This is a genomic window from Sphingomonas sp. Leaf339 (assembly GCF_001426195.1).
Lineage (GTDB): Bacteria > Pseudomonadota > Alphaproteobacteria > Sphingomonadales > Sphingomonadaceae > Sphingomonas.
The window spans coordinates 462969-479493 of sequence record NZ_LMRS01000012.1; the positions used below are offsets into that span (position 1 = coordinate 462969).

Consider the following 16525-nt stretch of genomic DNA (forward strand, 5'->3'; position numbering starts at 1 on the left):
TCAGCCGAAGCGATAACCGGAGACGACCCACCCCATCACCACGTCCCGGTAATCCCGTACCGCCGCGTCATCCCCGCCCGCGCCCAGCGCGACCATCAACGGCAACAGATGCTCCGCCTCGGGATGCGCGAAGCGGGCGTGAGGCAGGTTATCCCACGCCGCCACCCGCGCGCGTCGCTGCGTGGGATCGGCCTCCGTCACCGCTGCCGACAGCGCATCGTCCCACTCGGTCGCCACCGCCGTCACCTGCGGCCCCCGCGCGCGCAGGTTGTGGAAGCTCATACCCGATCCCACGATCAGCACGCCCTCGTCTCGCAATGGCGCCAACGCCCGCCCGATCGCGATGTGCGCGTCGGGGTCGAGATCCGCGCGCAGCGACATCTGCACCATCGGAATATCTGCCCCCGGCACCGCCACCATCATCGGCACGAACACACCGTGGTCCCAGCCTCGCGCCGCTTCCTCGGCTACCTCATGCCCGGCCGCGCGCAGCAATGCCGCCGCCCGCCGCGCCACATCGGGCGAACCCGACGCATCCCAGCGCAAATGATAGGTATGCTCGGGAAAGCCGTAATAGTCATACAGCAACGCCGGCCGCTCGCCGACATGCACCGTCACGGTCGGCGTCTCCCAATGCCCCGACACCATCAGGATCGCGCGGGGCCGCTCGGGCAGGCTGGCAATCAGCCCGGCCAGATACGCCTCCATCGGTCGCCACATCGGATCGGGCGGCCCGCCGCCTGCTTCCATAAAGAAGCACGGACCACCGCCATGCGGCACGAAAAGCGTGGGAAGCGTCATACCCCCCATGTCGTCGCTGCCCCGCCCGCCATCAACATCGCCGCCGGAAACGAGTCGTTTCGCCCGTCGCGCCGGTCGCCTACAATCGCCGGCGATGACCAGCCTCACCGTCAACAACCAGCCCGTGGCCTATCAGATCGACCCGCAGACCCCGCTGCTCTGGGCACTGCGCGACGGATCGAACCTGACCGGCACCAAATATGGCTGCGGCACCGGTCATTGCGGCGCCTGCACGGTGGATGTCGACGGCCGCGCCGTGCGGTCTTGCCGGATGACCATCGCGCAGGCCGAGGGCACCTTCGTCACCACGATCGAGGGTCTGTCGACCGGCCGCGACCATCCGCTGCAACTCGCTTTCCTTGCCAATAATGTCGTCCAGTGCGGCTTCTGCGTCCCCGGCATCATCATGGCCGCCGCCGCGCTGATCCGCCGCAATCCCGATCCGGACGAGGATGCGATCCGCGCCGCCATTACCAACATCTGCCGCTGCGGCATCTACCCCCGCCTGACCGACGCGATCCGCCGCGCCGCCGCCGCGATGCGCGGCGAAGAGATGATCCCGGCGGGCGCCCGCCCCGGTATCGAACCGGCGGATGCCGCCCGCGTCGTCCCCGCCCTCTCGCCGCGATGACGGATCGAAAGCTGTCGCGAGGCTGACGACACTATTCAGCTTCGCCTCAACCTGTTCATGGCACAACTCGTCCATCATCAGGGCCGGCAAGTGCGCCGGCGATAAAGGACGACAAGGATGCGTAAGCTGATCGGAGCATTGCTCGCCGCGACGATGTTGATGCCGACTATCGCCACCGCACAGGAACCCGACCGCCGCGGCGATCGCCCCCGTGGAGATATGCGCGGTGACATGCGCGGAGATGTGCGTGGTGACCGTCAACGCGCGCCGGACGCCGCGCCGGATGTCGGTCAGGCGCGTCAGGCACCTTGGCGCGATGACACCCGCCGTGGTGGCTTCCAGGGCGACCGGCGTGATCCGGCGGCGGAACGCCCGGATCGCAACGACGGCCTGCGCGGCGGCATCGATCGGGGCGACAGGGGCGACCGCCCTGAACCCCGGCGCCCGGATTTCCAGCCCAGCGATCGCGGCCGTCCCGACAGCAGCGCGACCTGGCGCGACGGCAGCCGCGCCGAACGCGGCATAGACAACCGCCGGGACGACCGCGCCGGCAACCCCCGCAACGATGGCCGCGACTGGAACAACCGTGGCGACCGCAACGACCGTCGCGGTGACGACTGGACGCGCAGCCGCTTCAACGACCGCGACCGGGTCGGCAACTGGAGCAACGACCGTCGCTTCGCCGGCAGCGATCGTGGCAACGACTGGGGCAACGATCGCCGCGGCAACAATTGGGATCGCGGCTGGCGCAACGAAAACCGCTACGACTGGAACCGCTATCGCACCACCAATCGCGGCGCCTATCGCCTGCCGCGCTATTACGCGCCCAACGGCTGGGATCGCGGCTATCGCCGTTTCGGTGTCGGCGCCGGCCTGTCGTCAGTGCTCTGGAGCCAGAATTACTGGATTTCGGATCCATGGTCCTATCGCCTGCCGGAGGCGTACGGCCCCTATCGCTGGGTCCGTTATTATGACGACGCGCTGCTCGTCGACCTGCGCAGCGGGCAGGTGATCGACGCGGTATACGGCATCTTCTGGTAGAACCGGACGATCGGCCGCGTCCCGCTCAGCGGGACGCGGCCACCGGTTACTGATTGACTCGACCGGGCTGCGACACATGGATCGCGGCAGCATCGATCCCTTGCTTTCCATCGGCCCACGCCCGAAAATAGATCGATCATGAGCCTGTTCTCGCCCCGCGCCGCGACGCGCAAGAAACCGTCGATCTCTCCGCTCCGCCAGCGCGTCGGCGCAGAAGTGGCCGCCCGGCTCGATGCGAACCCCGCGGTGGAACGCGCCGCTATTCAGGGCGCACAGGTCTATTTCCACCCCGACTTCCTCGACGCCGCGACCTGCGACCGGCTGATCGCGATGATCGACGCGCATCGCCGGCCCTCGACGCTGCTATCCGATCGCAACGATCAGGGTTTTCGCACCAGCGACAGTTGCGACATGGATCGCTGGTCGCCCGATGTGCAGCCAATCGATGAGGGGATCGCGACGCTCCTCGGTATCGATCCGCTCCACGGCGAAACCATGCAGGGTCAGCGCTATGCCCCCGGCCAGCAGTTCCGTGCGCACCACGATTATTTCCACGAAAGCGAAAGCTATTGGCAGCGGATGCTGCAGGAAGGCGGTCAGCGGACGTGGACCGCAATGATCTACCTGAACGACGTCACGGAGGGTGGCGCCACGTGGTTTCCCCAAGCCGGCATCAAGGTCGCCCCCCGGCGCGGCATGATGCTCGCATGGAACAACATGAAGCCCGATGGCAGCCCCAACGAATTGACCATTCATGAGGGGATGCCCGTGGTCGAGGGCGTGAAATACATCGTCACCAAATGGTTTCGCGAAGAACGCTGGATCAAATAACCTGTCCTACAGACAATGTTCGTGACAAAGACGATTGTCCCTCTCCTATCGGGAGAGGGCGGGAGGCGCAAAGCGCCGGAAGGGTGAGGGTCGCCCGGAACTGATCCACTCGAAAGCACCCGAGTCCATTCAATTCCTGAGACCCGAACGTTCATGAACACAGCGATCGAAACCCGACACTCCCCATCGAACCAAGCCGGGCCGATCACTGCTGGCTGCGCGGCCATTACCGCCCTAACTACCCCGGCCTCGCGCACACGCGCGTCGCGCCCGCGTGCGAGGTGTGACTTTCGGGACTTTCCACGCTTTCGACACCCCAGCCGGATCACCCCGGCATGAGCGTGCTCGGCGTCACCCGGTCCATTCTCGGCCAGCCCTGGCGCTGGCGATCGCTGTCCGCCGATGCCCGCGACGGTGCCCTTGGCGGTGACGGCCTGCTCGTCCAGCTCCTGCTGTCGCGCGGCTGCCCGCCCGATGCGATCGATGCGCACCGCACCCCGTCGATCCGGCATTTCATGCCCGATCCGTCGATCTTCCGCGACATGGACCGCGCCGCCGCCCGGCTCGCCGATGCGGTGCAGGCCGGCGAGCAGGTCGCGATCTTCGGCGATTACGATGTCGATGGCGCCACCTCCACCGCGCTGCTGGCGCGCGTCCTCGCCGATCTCGGCCTGATCGCCCGCCCCTACATCCCCGATCGCCTGCTGGAGGGATACGGCCCCACCGCCGCCGCCCTCGCCCGGCTGGCGGCCGAAGGCGCGTCGCTGATCCTCACCGTCGATTGCGGCGCACAGGCGTTCGACGCGTTCGAGGCGGTTCGCGACAACGGCGCCGACATCGTCGTCGTCGATCACCACAAATGCTCCAGCGCCCTGCCCCCCGCCCACGCGCTGGTGAACCCCAACCGCCTCGACGAGGCCGTCGACGCCGCAGCGCACGGCCATCTCGCCGCGGTCGGCATGTGCTTCCTCCTCGCCGCCGCGCTGGTTCGCACGCTGCGCAATCGCGGCTTCTTCGCCGATCGCCCCGAACCGAAGCTGATCGACCTGCTCGATCTCGTCGCGCTCGGCACCGTCGCCGACGTCGCCCAGCTCCGCGGCCTAAACCGCGCCTTCGTGACGCAGGGGTTGAAGGTCATGGCCGGTCGCCGCAACATCGGCCTTTCCGCCCTGATCGAGGCGTCGCGCCTGACCCGCGCGCCCACCGCGCAGGATCTCGGCTTCGCGCTCGGCCCCCGCATCAACGCCGGCGGCCGCGTCGGTCGCGCCGATCTCGGCACCCGGCTGCTCATCACCACCAATCCGGACGAGGCCCGCACTCTCGCCGCCGAACTAGACCGCCTGAACGAGGAACGGCGCGCGATCGAAGCCGCCGTGCAGGTCGAGGCCGATCTGCGCATCGACGCACAGGCCAATGTCATCCTCGTCTGGGGTCAGGGCTGGCACCCCGGCGTCATCGGCATCGTCGCCGGCCGCCTGAAGGAACGGCTCGGCCGCCCCGTCGTCGTCGTCGCCGTGGACGAACACGGCATCGGCAAGGGGTCGGGCCGGTCGATCACCGGCGTCGATCTCGGCGCCGCGATCATGGCCGCGCGCGAACACGGCCTCCTGGTCGCCGGCGGCGGCCACGCGATGGCCGCCGGCCTGACGATCGAGGAAGCGCACCTCCCCGCCCTCGGCGCCTTCCTGAACGAACGCCTGTCGGACACCGTCACCCGCGCCCGCGAAGATCGCGCGCTGCTGCTGGACGCGGTACTCGCCCCCGGCGGCGTCACCCCCGCGCTGGTCGAATCGCTGGAGGTCGGTGGCCCTTACGGCGCCGGCTGGCCCGCCCCCCGCGTCGCCGCCGGCCCGTTCCGCCTCATCAAGGTCGATATCGTCGGCAACGGCCACATCCGCGTCATTGCCGCCGGCGACGACGGCCGCAGCATCAAGGCCATGGCCTTCCGCGCCGCCGACACCGATCTGGGTCAGGCATTGCTCGCCTGCCCCCCCCATCGCCGCCTCTGGCTGGCCGGCCGCGCCCGCCTCGACGACTGGGGATCACGCCCCGCCGCCGAACTTCATGTCGAAGATGCTGCATGGGCGGATTGACGTACGCGTTTCTCTGCCCTAACCGACCCCCACGCCCGACGGCCCCTTCGTCTAGCGGTTAGGACGCGGCCCTTTCACGGCTGAAGCACGGGTTCGATTCCCGTAGGGGTCACCATCGCCCGCCTAAGCGGCGGAATTGCAACTATTGATATTAAGGGCTCGTCGACCAACCTTCTACAAGGTTGATTAGCAACTGATAGTGTCGCAGCCCCATAAAGGTTCTCTCGGCGGCATTTTCAATTTCTAACGGTTATCCAGCTCGTCAAGCAGCTTTCAAACATGTTAGCTATGCGGCCGGTCAATCCAATCAGTTTCGCCTCGACCGCAAAACTATGCGGCCCTGATGCATCAATATTGTCTTCGCCCGTGTTCAGCAACCGCACCGATTTAGTCGATCAAGATCCCCCATCGACTAAATTAATACAAATTTGAGCGCTGCCGTGGGTCAATCATCTTCATCCAGCGTGATCATGCGGGGCTCGACAGCGGCGCGGTGTCGTTCTGCATGTCCGGGTCATCGATCTTAACCGTCTGCTGCCCGAACCGTGCGTAGAGCGTCGGCAGCACGAACAGCGTCAGCAACGTCGCTGAGATCAACCCGCCGATAACGACGGTCGCGATCGGCTTCTGCACTTCCGCGCCAGCTCCAGTCGCGAATGCCATCGGAACGAAGCCGAGACTTGCAACGAGCGCGGTCATGACGACGGGGCGCAGCCGCTGGAGTGCCCCTGCCCGCGCCGCCTCGGCCCGGTTCATGCCCGACCTGATCAGGTCCTGCACCGAACTGACCATCACGAGGCCGTTGAGCACCGCGATTCCCGACAGCGCAATGAACCCCACTGCCGCCGAAATCGAGAAGTCCATGCCGCGCACGAACAGCAGCAGCACGCCGCCGACCAGTGCGAACGGCACGCCGGTGAATACGATCGCGGCGTCGCGCACCGATCCCAATGCTCCGTAAAGCAGTAGCAGGATCAGTACGAAGCATGCCGGCACCACGAGTTGAAGCCGCTGGCTGGCGGACTCCAGGTTCTCGAACTGCCCACCCCATTCGAGGTAGGTTCCGGCAGGCAAACGCACTCCGTTTGAAAACGCGGCCTGTGCGTCCGCCACCACGCTGCCGACGTCGCGTCCGCGCACATTCGCCTGGACAACGACGCGGCGCTTGCCGTTTTCGCGGCTGATCTGGTTCGGCCCGTCGACGACACCGATGTCGGCGACGCTGGACAACGGCACGTAGCCACCGCCCGCAACCGGGACCTGCACCTGCTCGAGCAGCCCCAGATCGGCCCGTTCGGCGTCCGACAGGCGTATGACGACCGGGAAGCGCCGGTCACCCTCGAAGATCATGCCGGACTCACGGCCCCCGATCGTGGCGGTGATGGTGTCCTGTACGTCCTGTGCAGTGACGCCGACACGAGCCATCGCATCACGATTTACCCGTATGTCGAGCATCGGCAGTCCTGTCGTCTGTTCGACCTTCACGTCTACCGCGCCTTGCGTCTTGCGCAGGACGCCGGCGATCTGTTGGGCGGTGCGGTTCATGGCGCCGAAGTCGTCGCCGAACACCTTGACCGCGATGTCGTCGCGCACGCCCGCAATTAACTCGTTGAACCGCATCTGGATCGGTTGCGTGATCTCATACGCGTTGCCTGGGAACTGCTCGAGCTTGGTTTCCAGCCGCTCGACCAGCGCGGACTTATCCACTTTGGGATTGGGCCATTCGTCATGCGGCTTCAGGATGACGAACATGTCGGTCGCGTTGGGCGGCATCGGGTCCGAGGCCAGTTCGGCGGTGCCGGTCTTGGAAAAGACGAACCGCACCTCCGGCTGTTTCGACACCATCCGTTCGATCGGCACCTGCATCGCCTGGCTCTGCTGGACCGACGTCGCGGGGATGCGAAGCGCCTGGATCAGCAGGTCCCCCTCGTCGAGCTGAGGAAGAAACACCTGCCCCAGCGTCGTGAAGGCGAACGCCGCCAGCACGAGGCTGACGACGCCAACACCGATGGTCATCGACGGCCGCTTCATCGCCTTTTCGAGGCCCGGTTCGTAGCGCTGTTTCAGCCACGAAATGATCCGCCCGTCTTCTTCGTTCACTTTCCGCGATAGCCATATGGCAATCGTCGCGGGCACGAAGGTCAGCGACAGGACGAACGCGAACAGTAGCGCGATGATGACGGTCAGGGCCATCGGCACGAACGTCTTGCCTTCAACGCCGGAGAGGGTCAGCAGCGGCACATAGACGAGGATGATGATCGCCTGCCCGTACACCGACGGCCGGATCATCTCGCGCGTTGCGGTCGCGACCGCATCCAGCCGCTCCTTGATGCTCAATAAACGGCGTTCATAATGCTGTTTCTCGGCAAGACGGCGCAACGCATTCTCGACGATGATGACCGCGCCATCGACAATCAGCCCGAAGTCGAGCGCGCCGAGGCTCATTAGGTTCGCCGAGACCCCCAGCCGGAGCATCCCGAACCCCGTCAGCATCATCGTTACCGGGATGACCGCCGCGGCGATCAGCGCGGCGCGGAAGTTGCCGAGCAGCAGGAACAGGACGACGATGACGAGGAGCGCGCATTCGGACAGGTTCTTCGCCACCGTCCGAATCGTCGAGTTGACCAGCGCGGTGCGATCGAGCACCGGCTGCACGACCACGTCCGGCGGCAGCGAGGCGTTGATCGCCTTCAGTCGGTCGGCGACGGCGGTCGCCACGTTACGGCTATTCTGGCCGATCCGCATGATCGCGGTGCCGACGACGACTTCGGTGCCGTTTTCCGATGCCGATCCCATGCGGATCGCCTGCCCGGTGCGGACGGTCGCGACCTGATCGAGCGTGATCGGCACGCCCTCACGGGTGGCGACGACGGTGCGGGCCAGTTCGCTCGCATTGCGCAACAGCGCGTCCGAGCGGACCGCCAGACCCTCGCCGTTGCGGTTGACGAAACCGCCGCCGACGCTGGTGTTGTTCTTCTCGAGCGCGGTGCCGAGGTCGGTCAGCGTGATCTTGAGCGCCGCCAGTTTCTGGACGTCGGGAACAACCAGATACTGCTTCGCATACCCACCGATCGAGTCGATACCCGCTACACCAGGGACATTCTTCAGCAGTGGCGTAACGATCCAGTCCTGTGCGGTGCGCAGATAGGTCGCCTTGTCCTCCTCGCTCGTCAGCCGCTCGCCCTCGGGCGTGATGTAGCTGCCGTCGGGCTGCTGGCCCGGCTCGCCGCGACGATGCTCGTCGTCCTTGCGATGATCGAGCCGGACGGTCCACATATAGACCTCGCCAAGGCCGGTCGCGATCGGCCCCATCTCCGGGTTCACGCCATCGGGCAGGCTTTCCGCGACGCCCTGCAGCCGCTCGCCGACCTGTTGGCGGGCGAAATAGATGTCGGTGGAATCGTCGAAGACCGCAGTGATCTGCGCGAAGCCGTTGCGGCTGAGCGAGCGCGTGTTGTCGAGGCCGGGGATGCCAGCCAGCGCGGTTTCGATCGGGAACGATAGCTGCTTCTCAACGAGCTCGGGCGAGAGCGCCGGCGCGCGTACGTTGATCTGGACCTGATTGTTGGTGATGTCCGGCACTGCGTCGATCGGCAGCCGAAATAGTGACCAGGCGCCGACGACGGCGACGATGGCGGTGAGAAGCAGGACGAGCCAGCGCTTCTCTACCGCCCAATTGACGATGCGCGCGATCATGACATCAATCCTCGTGCGCCGCTTCGCCCTTGCCGAGTTCGGCCTTGAGCGTGAAGCTGCCAGTGGTGGCGATCTGCTCTCGGCCTGTCAGGCCGGAGCGGATGATGACTGTGTCGCCGGCTGCGTCGCCGAGCGAGACCGGGGTCGCCTGGAACCCCTTGGCCGTCCGGACGAACACGACCGATTTGCCCTCGACCATCTGGACGGCGGTCGTCGGCACGCGAACCGCGCTGCCTCCGCCGCTGCCGCTGAGCTGGACCGCGGCGGTGACGGGCTCGCCGACGCGCCACTGACCTCCGCGATTGTCGAGCGTCGCGATGACCGGCACCTGCCGCGTCTGCGGATCAAGCGCGGGCGACAAGAAGCTGATCCGGGCGCTCGCCTGCCGTCCCGGTGCCGTCACCGTCACGATATTGACCGGCTTCACCCGGCCGGCATCCTCGGGCTTGAGGTTGAGCGCCAGCGACACCCGGCCAAGATTGGCGATGCGATAGAGCTCGCTGTCCGCCGCGACGGTCTGTCCCAGCACGACCGGCCGGGCGATTACCTGCCCCGCGATCGGCGCGACGATGCCGAGCCGATTGAGCCCGCCCCCGCCTCCACCTGCTGCCGATACCTGGCTCTGGGCCTGACGGTAGGCGATGCGTGCTTCGGTCGCCGCGGTACGTGCAGCGATTAGATCCTGCTCGGGGGAAACGCGCTGTGCAAGCAACCATTGCTCGCGTCCGAGATTGGAGTTGGCAAGCGCGAGCCGGGCACGCGACGCCTCGACCTCACCCTTGAGCTGTGCCGCCTCGCGACTCTCGATGATGGCGATCGTCTGCCCGCGTCCGACTGACTGGCCGAGGTTGCGCGTCAGCGCGACGACCCGTCCACCGATCGCGGCGGAGACGACCTGGGTATCCTGCGGGTCGCCCTCGATCGTCGCCGGCAAATCGATCGTGCCAGTACCCCCCGTCAACGGCCGGCCGATTTGGACCCCCGCAGCGGCAATCTTGTCCGCCGAGAGCGTGACGGCGCCCTCGTTCGCATGCGCTGCTTCATTGCCGCCGGCTTCGGTCCCGGCTGCTGTTTCGTTGGTGGCAATGACGTAGCCGTCCTCGGGGCTGCCGCCGCAGGCCGCGAGTAACAGGCCGAGCGGCAGGAGGCCGCGCGTCAGGATCTTCTTCATCGGTCGGTTCCCTCGGAACTGGTGGTCGGCACAGAGGCGGTCAGTCGCTCCAGTCGCGCACGGGCATTCTGGTAATCGGCGAGCGCATCGATTGCGGCGACGCGGGTTTCGGCGAGCGTGCGTTCGGCATCGAGCAGGTCGAGCTGCCCGAACTTGCCTTCGCGGTAGCCGATCCGTGCGATCCGGGCGGCTTCGGCCGCCGCCGCCAGCGCGAGGCCGACCGCGGCGCGCGCCGAGGTCGCTGCATTGGCGACTTCAGCCTGCGCGTCGGTGATAGCCTGCTCGACGTCGAGCGCCGTGATACGCCGGACGGCCTCCGCCCGTGTCCGCTCAGCCGTCGCTTGCGCGATGGCTGCACGGCCGTTGTTGAACGCGGGGATCGGGATCGAGATCGCGAACACGGCGGCGGTGTCATTGGTCGCCTCCAGACGCCGGAGCGCGGGGCCGACATTGATGTCGGGAACACGGTTGGCGCGCGCGAGCCGAATGCCGGCGTCCGCAATGACGAGATCTGCGTCGGCCGCCGCCAGTTCCAGCGTGCCGGCGGTCTGCACCGGTGCCGCCGGGCCGAAGGTTGCAGGCGGTAGCCGATCGAGCAGTTCGACATCGAGTGTGCCGTCGATCGGACGGCCTAGCCGCCTCGCGAGGTTCGTCCGCGCGGCCTCGGCGAGCCGGGTCAGGCGTTCGACATTGGTGTCTGCGTTGATACGGGCGACATCGGCGCGCTGTTGTTCGAGCGGTGACGCGCGCCCTGCCTGGACGCGGACCGAAGCCCCGCGCAGCACCTCGCCTGCTATCCGCGCCTGATCGCGCGCCGTCACCAGCCGGCGTTCGGCTGCGATCACATCGATATAGAGCTGCGTAACCTGCACGCGGATATCGGCGGCGACGATCGCTTTCTGGAGCTGCGCGCGGGATACCTGCGCGTCGGCAACGGCAACCCGGGCACCGCGTTTGCCGCCCAGTTCGATCGGGATTGCGACCCCGATCGTCGTCTCCGCATTTCGCACCCCTCTGTATGGACCGGAGCCGACGACGTTTTCGACCTGCCCCTGGAAGACAGGGTCGGGCCGGAGCTCAGCCACCGCGCGCGCTGCCTGCGCGGCTTCGACCGAAGCGGAGGCAGCGGCACCAGAAGGTGCCGATCCGCCAGCGGCCGACACCGCCTGATCAAGCGAAAGGCCGGGCAACGGCTGCGCCGCGGTCGGAGTTTCAGTCGGGACGGCCGCCTGTATCGGCCGCCCCTGTTGCGCCTGCGCGATCGAAGCACAGGACGCCGCGGCCAGGATGGCCGCGAGCATCAGTTTCATCGGATATCGATCCTGACAGAATACGTCGGACCGGCAGATGCCGGCCAGCGGGTATCGTCAGGCGGCCGGAGGCCTCAATGCGGGGTCGGTTAGATGCGACGCGATGGCGCTGGTAGATGCAGGGAACGGACGCAGACCGTCTGCGCTCGTCATCGACGGCAGAGTATCGCTCGCCGGCACGTCCAGTGTCTGACCATGGCAGGTGCCGTGATGGTGGGGCATCGCCTTATCGGCATCGCCCTGCGATTGATCGGCATCGCCGTCGCTATGCACCGTGCCACTGCATTCAATTGTCACAAGCCCCGGTATTTCACGCGCATGCACAGCGGCCGTCATCACCAATGACGACGCAATCATGACGAGCAATAGGGACCAAAGCTGCCGGGACACCATGCATCCCATAGTGGACATGCCACCAACTGTCACCGCCAAACTGAAATATGTTCGCGTCCAGCGCAGCAGAGACTGTCCCAGCGAGCACGCATTGTAACAATTGCTGGCAGATGATTCTTAACGAACGTTTCGCACGTTGAACGAGACCAGAGCCGATTGTCGTTTTCACCGACGCTCGAACGAGATGCGTATCAGAATACCATCCTCCACTCATCATGGGCGTGATCCGCGGCCCGTCAGTTGGCGGATCAATGTAGCCTCCGCGTCGCGATAGGGCGTACCATTTGCCCGTAAAACCTCGTGGAACCAGACGGTCGGCTCATCGAAAGTGTAGGGTTTTTTCCAACTATCCCATGGCAACCGAGTCTGCGTGCGACCATCGACGAAACCCCAGTTGATCATTGCGATGTTCAGCCGTTTGCCGATCGGCAGCGATCCATCGAATGTCGATCCCGCGCCGCGCGCCATGTATTCGGTACAGAACACCGGCCGGCCATAGCTCAGCATCTGCGTCGCACGGGCCTCGAACTTCTCGGGCCAGCTATAATCGTGAAAGCTCATCACGTCGGAATTGGCAACCTGAATACGCTCTATCGGATCAAGCGTCGCCTGCCGGTCCCATTGGTCGCCAATCCACAGACCGCTGGTCAACGGTTGTATCGGATTGGCGGATCGCGCCCAGTCGAACATCTGGCCAATTAATCCGGCGACCATCGCCTTCTTGCCGGGAGTCGCCGCATAATTGCCGCCGCCCTCATTATTGGGTTCGTTCCAGACGTCCCAGGCCAATACCCGGTCATCCTTGGCGAACTGACCGACGATGTTCTTCACATAACCTTCCAACGCGGCATAACGGCTGCGGTCGGCAAGCCGTGCCGCGCCGGGTCCTTGGACCCAGCCGGAGTTATGAACGCCGGGTATCGGCGGATGCTGCGGACCCGTGGCCGCGTTCGGGTCCCAGCAACTGTCGAACAGAACGAAGACGGGGCGGATGTGATGTCGGGCGGCGATGACCAGAAACTGGTCCATTCGCCGCTTCAAACCTTCGGCATCGTCCTCCCACAACAAATTGTGGATGAACACGCGCATGGTATTCATCCCCAGCTTCTCGGCCCAACCCAACTCACGATCGATCGCGGCCGGATCAAACGTCGCCGGCTGCCACATTTCCAGCTGATTGATCGCGCTGGCTGGTGTGTAGTTGGCACCGACCAGCCATGGCTGCCGTGCGTACCAAGTGTTGGCCGCCTGCTTGGTCCAGAGCGGCCGCGCCTCAGCGGTCTGGGCAAGCGCAAGAACCGCGACGATCGGCACTGTCAGGCTATTGACGATACGCATCGGACGCCTCCGTTCGCAAAACGACCGCGGCAAATGGGACAATGGATCGGTCGCACCACCCATTGTCCCATCAGTTTAAAAGCGGAACCGGGCGCCCAAGCCGTAGTAACGGCCTTCATCGCGCACGTCACGCGGGTAAGACCGATCATCACCATACTGGGCATAATTACGGAATGGTTGCGCTAGTATATTCGATGCATCGAACGTCAGCGTAATTGCCGGAATCGGCGTGAAGTTGAACGAATAGTCGAGACGCTCGATCCGCTCCGTTCCCTCGCCAAAATACACGCCATTCACGACATTGTTACCATTCAAGAACCGCGACCGACTATTATAAGACAGTCGCGTCGAAACCTTTCCCTTTTCATAGAAAAGGGCGGCATTGTAGCTCCACTTGGAAAGACCTGGGATTGGGACGAACGGAGGAATCGTACCGCCACTGCCTATGCTGGCAGGGAAACGCTGCTTGCCCTCCAGATAGGTAGCGTTCGCCTGAATGCCAAAGCCGCTGAGCAGGCCGGGCAGGAAGTCAAAGAAGGTTTGGCCTCCAACCTCGACACCCTTGATCTTGCCAGCGCCGGCATTGGCGTTCGCACTAACCTCGATCAGGCCATAAACCGGATCACGGAACCGTTGCGTATAGTTCGATAGGAAACCGAACAAGTCACGGTAGAATACCGCCGCTGTCAACGACGCGTTATTCGAAAAGTAATATTCAATCGTTGCGTCATAATTCTTTGACTTGAGTGGCACAAGATTGGGGTTGCCGCCATTACCATAATAATTTGGACGACCCTGGAGATTGGCTGCAAAGCGGGGATCGTTCAGGGGCTGTGAGACTACTGTGGTCGTTCCGTCCGGATTGGTAATAATCGTCCCAGGAAGCGGCGAAATGTTCGGAGTCAAAAAGACCGCCGGATTAAGCGCGCCGAAGTCAGGCTTGGTGACCGTCTTGGTAAAGCCGAAGCGAATTTGCAATTTATCGGTCGGCCGGATGCGCAGGCTCGCATTCGGCAAGATGTTGATATAGTTCGCCTTGGTCGAAACCTGCTGATCGGCGGTGATGGGAACGCCTCCGGCATCCGTCTGGACCACACCGTTCACGATCACCGGCACGCCGCCCAGACCGCTATATCGGCCGACTGTATTGACGACGCGCGCGCCGATGAGGCCGTCGATTCGGAACGAGCCGATGTCAAACTCGTACTTAGTCTGGCCATAAAAGGCGTAGGTTTTCTCCTGCGCCAGAAAGGCCGCGCGCGGATCGAATTGCACCGTCGGTGTAGAGAAACGGGCGATGTCTGCGATCAACCCGCTATCGGTTGGATTAAGCGCAAGTCGTCTTTGCAATTGTTGTAGCGAAAACTGGCGCAACTGCACAGCATTGCCCTCGATGCCATCTCGTGAGGGCATCAACCAGCTAGTCCAGCCTTGCACGTTGCCGCGGAACGCATCCTGCGTCAGCGACAGCGCCCCAGCGGGGGTGTTCGCGAGCGGAATGTTGAGCGGTTCTGTGTACGCGTAACGATTGCCGCGTTCCAGTGAGGCATCGCGGTCAGTATAGCGGAAGCCAAATTGCAGCTTGGGAAGCAGTGACACATCGGTATCGAGATCGAGGTCACCGCGCCACTGCCAACCTGCCCCCTTCACTCGGTAGATGCTCTCATAATAACCGCGCCATTTGTAGTTTGCGGGATTCTCGCGGTCATATCCCGGCAGGCTGAACGCCGTGCCACCATCGACAAAGAAATTGACATCCATCGTCGGCGCGCTCGTCTGCGACATGTCGAAGCTGTATTCGTCGGAATCGTAAGCGCTGCGCGTATAAGCGAGATCACTCGAAAGGTGCGCACGACCGACGTCCCACTTGAAGCCACCTGCTGCCTGATAGGTGTTCGTGTTGTTGACGTTGGTGCTCCGATACGCCTGACCGCGCTCGCCGCCGGTCTTCGTCAGGGTTTGAACCTGATCGGCCTTACCCTCGCGCAGTACGACGTTCGATAGCGCGGCATTGTTGTTGAGCAGCGATGCCTCGAACAAGTCATTGGCCCCGCGACCGCGATACCCCTGATACAGGAAATCGTAATAGACCTCGAGATTGGACGCGGGCTTCCACTGGACGCTGGCGTTCACCGCCGGTCGCCAGCGCTTGCCGCTGTCGTTATACACACCGACCCGTTCGGGAATGCGAAACGCACGACCGACCGACGCAGGACTGACGACAGTTTGGCCTAGGTCCGAAGGCACAAAGCCGCTCGCCCAGCGGGCAGCGTTACGATAATGCGACTGCGCATAGGACGCGTTGACAAGCACGCCGACCTGGCCGATCCCGGTATCGGCGCGCGCGCTGACAAGGATGTTGCCAAGCGGATCGTATTTTTTGTTCTGATCGTTATAAGTACCACGAATGCCACCGGCGACGACGAACTTCTCGGTGAAGTCGAACGGACGACGCGACCGCACGTTGATGAGTCCTGCAAGGCCTGGTTCAAGCAGATCGGCCGTCCCCGATTTATAGACTTCGAGACCTGCAAGCGCACCGGCCGGAAAGTCCTGCAACTGTGATCGACGCAACTCTGCCGTGAAGATGTCGCGACCGTTGAAGGTCGTGGCGACATCAGGCAAGCCACGAACGATTACCTGGCTCACCTCATCGCTAAAGCGATTGACCTGAATACCAGTGACGCGTGCGAGCGATTCCGCAGCCGTGTTGTCGGGCAGCTTACCGATGTCTTGTGCGACCACCGCGTCGAGGATTGCATCGGAATTACGTTTGATAGCCTGCGCACTGCCAAGGCTGGCGCGATATCCGGTCACCACGATATCGCGTGGATCGACAGAATCATCGACGGCCGGATCGGCCGCGGCAGGTAGATTTTCCGTTGCCTCGGTGCCGGGACTGCGACCCTTTGCAGACTCGATTGCGGTTTCCTGTGCGGCTGGCACCGGCGCATCGACCGAAGCATCCGGAGCAGCGACCGCCGCACTTTCTGGGGCCCTCGCTGTCTGGCCCGTTGCGGGCGCAGCCAAGAGCGCAAAGGGCGCCACCGAAACCAAAAGCACGAAACGCGTCATCATTGCCTCCCCCATCGTAGAAGCTGGTTCTTGCCAGCCTTCCATCCTGTGGTCAGTAATTGTCTGACTAGTGCTCGCTCGTCAAGGGGTGTTCGTGACTACCGCTTCAACGGCCGCGGCGGCGAGTTCATGGGCGGTCCGATCA

At 64.2% G+C, this 16525-nt stretch carries 11 protein-coding genes and 1 tRNA gene; 5 read left to right on the forward strand and 7 right to left on the reverse strand.

What is annotated here, in order from left to right; all coding sequences use genetic code 11:
* Window positions 1–801: a DODA-type extradiol aromatic ring-opening family dioxygenase gene (locus ASG67_RS08945; protein ID WP_056529173.1), complete on the reverse strand. Its 801-nt coding sequence runs from the start codon at window positions 799–801 to the stop codon at window positions 1–3.
* Window positions 802–895: 94 nt separating this feature from the next.
* Between ASG67_RS08945 and ASG67_RS08950 the strand changes: the two genes are divergently transcribed.
* The 5 genes from ASG67_RS08950 (at window position 896) to ASG67_RS08970 (ending at window position 5512) form a co-directional block, all read left to right on the forward strand.
* Complete coding sequence (locus ASG67_RS08950; protein ID WP_056529176.1) at window positions 896–1432, forward strand: (2Fe-2S)-binding protein; 537 nt, start codon at window positions 896–898, stop codon at window positions 1430–1432.
* A gap of 117 nt (window positions 1433–1549) precedes the next feature.
* On the forward strand, window positions 1550–2473 hold the full coding sequence (locus ASG67_RS08955; RefSeq protein ID WP_056528516.1) for an RcnB family protein: 924 nt from the start codon (window positions 1550–1552) through the stop codon (window positions 2471–2473).
* A gap of 138 nt (window positions 2474–2611) precedes the next feature.
* Window positions 2612–3304 carry a prolyl hydroxylase family protein gene (locus ASG67_RS08960; RefSeq protein ID WP_056528518.1) on the forward strand — a complete coding sequence of 231 codons (693 nt, stop codon included), beginning with the start codon at window positions 2612–2614 and terminating at the stop codon, window positions 3302–3304.
* A gap of 335 nt (window positions 3305–3639) precedes the next feature.
* Window positions 3640–5397: a single-stranded-DNA-specific exonuclease RecJ gene (gene recJ, locus ASG67_RS08965; RefSeq protein WP_056528521.1), complete on the forward strand. Its 1758-nt coding sequence runs from the start codon at window positions 3640–3642 to the stop codon at window positions 5395–5397.
* A gap of 40 nt (window positions 5398–5437) precedes the next feature.
* Window positions 5438–5512: transfer RNA gene (locus ASG67_RS08970), tRNA-Glu, on the forward strand.
* 353 nt (window positions 5513–5865) lie between these two features.
* Here ASG67_RS08970 and ASG67_RS08975 read toward each other — a convergent pair.
* The 6 genes from ASG67_RS08975 to ASG67_RS08995 form a co-directional block, all read right to left on the reverse strand.
* Window positions 5866–9093, reverse strand: coding sequence for an efflux RND transporter permease subunit (locus ASG67_RS08975; RefSeq protein WP_056528524.1), 3228 nt, complete (start codon window positions 9091–9093; stop codon window positions 5866–5868).
* Between the two features lie 4 nt (window positions 9094–9097).
* Window positions 9098–10264 carry an efflux RND transporter periplasmic adaptor subunit gene (locus tag ASG67_RS08980; protein ID WP_056528527.1) on the reverse strand — a complete coding sequence of 389 codons (1167 nt, stop codon included), beginning with the start codon at window positions 10262–10264 and terminating at the stop codon, window positions 9098–9100.
* The gene (locus tag ASG67_RS08985) at window positions 10261–11574 is read right to left on the reverse strand and encodes a TolC family protein (RefSeq protein ID WP_056528531.1); all 1314 of its coding nucleotides are present in this window, start codon (window positions 11572–11574) and stop codon (window positions 10261–10263) included. The genes ASG67_RS08980 and ASG67_RS08985 overlap by 4 nt, the downstream gene beginning before the upstream one ends.
* Before the next feature lie 57 nt (window positions 11575–11631).
* Complete coding sequence (locus tag ASG67_RS18285) at window positions 11632–11964, reverse strand: hypothetical protein (protein WP_082543426.1); 333 nt, start codon at window positions 11962–11964, stop codon at window positions 11632–11634.
* Window positions 11965–12180: 216 nt separating this feature from the next.
* Window positions 12181–13305 carry a cellulase family glycosylhydrolase gene (locus ASG67_RS08990; protein ID WP_056528534.1) on the reverse strand — a complete coding sequence of 375 codons (1125 nt, stop codon included), beginning with the start codon at window positions 13303–13305 and terminating at the stop codon, window positions 12181–12183.
* 75 nt (window positions 13306–13380) lie between these two features.
* Window positions 13381–16380 (reverse strand): TonB-dependent receptor, encoded by a 3000-nt coding sequence (locus ASG67_RS08995; protein WP_056529179.1) that lies wholly within the window; start codon window positions 16378–16380, stop codon window positions 13381–13383.
* Window positions 16381–16525: the final 145 nt, after the last annotated feature.

What these genes read in the sequence shown, in the direction of transcription:
- ASG67_RS08960 (WP_056528518.1), top strand. Translation starts at nt 2,612, where the DNA reads ATGAGCCTGTTCTCGCCCCGCGCCGCGACGCGCAAGAAACCGTCGATC.
- ASG67_RS08990 (WP_056528534.1), bottom strand. Translation starts at nt 13,305, where the DNA reads ATGCGTATCGTCAATAGCCTGACAGTGCCGATCGTCGCGGTTCTTGCG.
- ASG67_RS08945 (WP_056529173.1), bottom strand. Translation starts at nt 801, where the DNA reads ATGACGCTTCCCACGCTTTTCGTGCCGCATGGCGGTGGTCCGTGCTTC.
- ASG67_RS08995 (WP_056529179.1), bottom strand. Translation starts at nt 16,380, where the DNA reads ATGACGCGTTTCGTGCTTTTGGTTTCGGTGGCGCCCTTTGCGCTCTTG.
- ASG67_RS08985 (WP_056528531.1), bottom strand. Translation starts at nt 11,574, where the DNA reads ATGAAACTGATGCTCGCGGCCATCCTGGCCGCGGCGTCCTGTGCTTCG.
- ASG67_RS08955 (WP_056528516.1), top strand. Translation starts at nt 1,550, where the DNA reads ATGCGTAAGCTGATCGGAGCATTGCTCGCCGCGACGATGTTGATGCCG.
- ASG67_RS08980 (WP_056528527.1), bottom strand. Translation starts at nt 10,264, where the DNA reads ATGAAGAAGATCCTGACGCGCGGCCTCCTGCCGCTCGGCCTGTTACTC.
- ASG67_RS08975 (WP_056528524.1), bottom strand. Translation starts at nt 9,093, where the DNA reads ATGATCGCGCGCATCGTCAATTGGGCGGTAGAGAAGCGCTGGCTCGTC.
- ASG67_RS08950 (WP_056529176.1), top strand. Translation starts at nt 896, where the DNA reads ATGACCAGCCTCACCGTCAACAACCAGCCCGTGGCCTATCAGATCGAC.
- recJ (WP_056528521.1), top strand. Translation starts at nt 3,640, where the DNA reads ATGAGCGTGCTCGGCGTCACCCGGTCCATTCTCGGCCAGCCCTGGCGC.